1 protein-coding gene is annotated in these 479 nt (G+C 65.1%); it reads right to left on the reverse strand.

Features of this window, described 5'->3' with window-relative positions; translation table 11 throughout:
• A partial coding sequence (locus DEQ92_RS22290) for a hypothetical protein (RefSeq protein ID WP_115821798.1) occupies positions 1–475 on the reverse strand: 475 nt, incomplete at its 3' end.
• Between the last annotated feature and the right edge of the window lie 4 nt (positions 476–479).

Here is a 479-nt window from a genome sequence, read left to right on the forward strand (position 1 = left end):
CCGACAGACTGTCGAGGCGGTCGGGTCGGGCGTCGAACTCGTAGTCCATCGGGCCGAACGCGGGACTCTCCAGTGCCTCCATCACGTCGGTGAAAAAGTCGTCAGGTGAGGTCGGGGCCTCCGCGTGGACCTTCACCGTCTCTTCGAGGCGTCGCGCCATCGACTCCGCCTGCGATTCGTCTTCGGGCGGACGTTGCACCCCGAACAGGCCAGCGTCGTCTTCCTCGTGGCGATTCGGGAACAGTGGGTCGAGGTCGTCGTCGATGCGGCGGGCAACGCGAGCACCGACGCCGCGCACGTCGTACGGGTTCTTCGCGTACGTCTTGAGTTGGTAGACACCGACGTCGGGATGACCGAGAAAGAGGTCCTCGCCGATATGCTGCCGTCGCTGACCCGCGACGGCACGCCATGCATCCGGGTCGCGGCCGTCGTCGACAACGTCCGAGAGAATGTCTTGCCAATCTCTGACGCGCATGGGT

The organism is Haloferax sp. Atlit-6N (assembly GCF_003383195.1).
Lineage (GTDB): Archaea > Halobacteriota > Halobacteria > Halobacteriales > Haloferacaceae > Haloferax > Haloferax gibbonsii.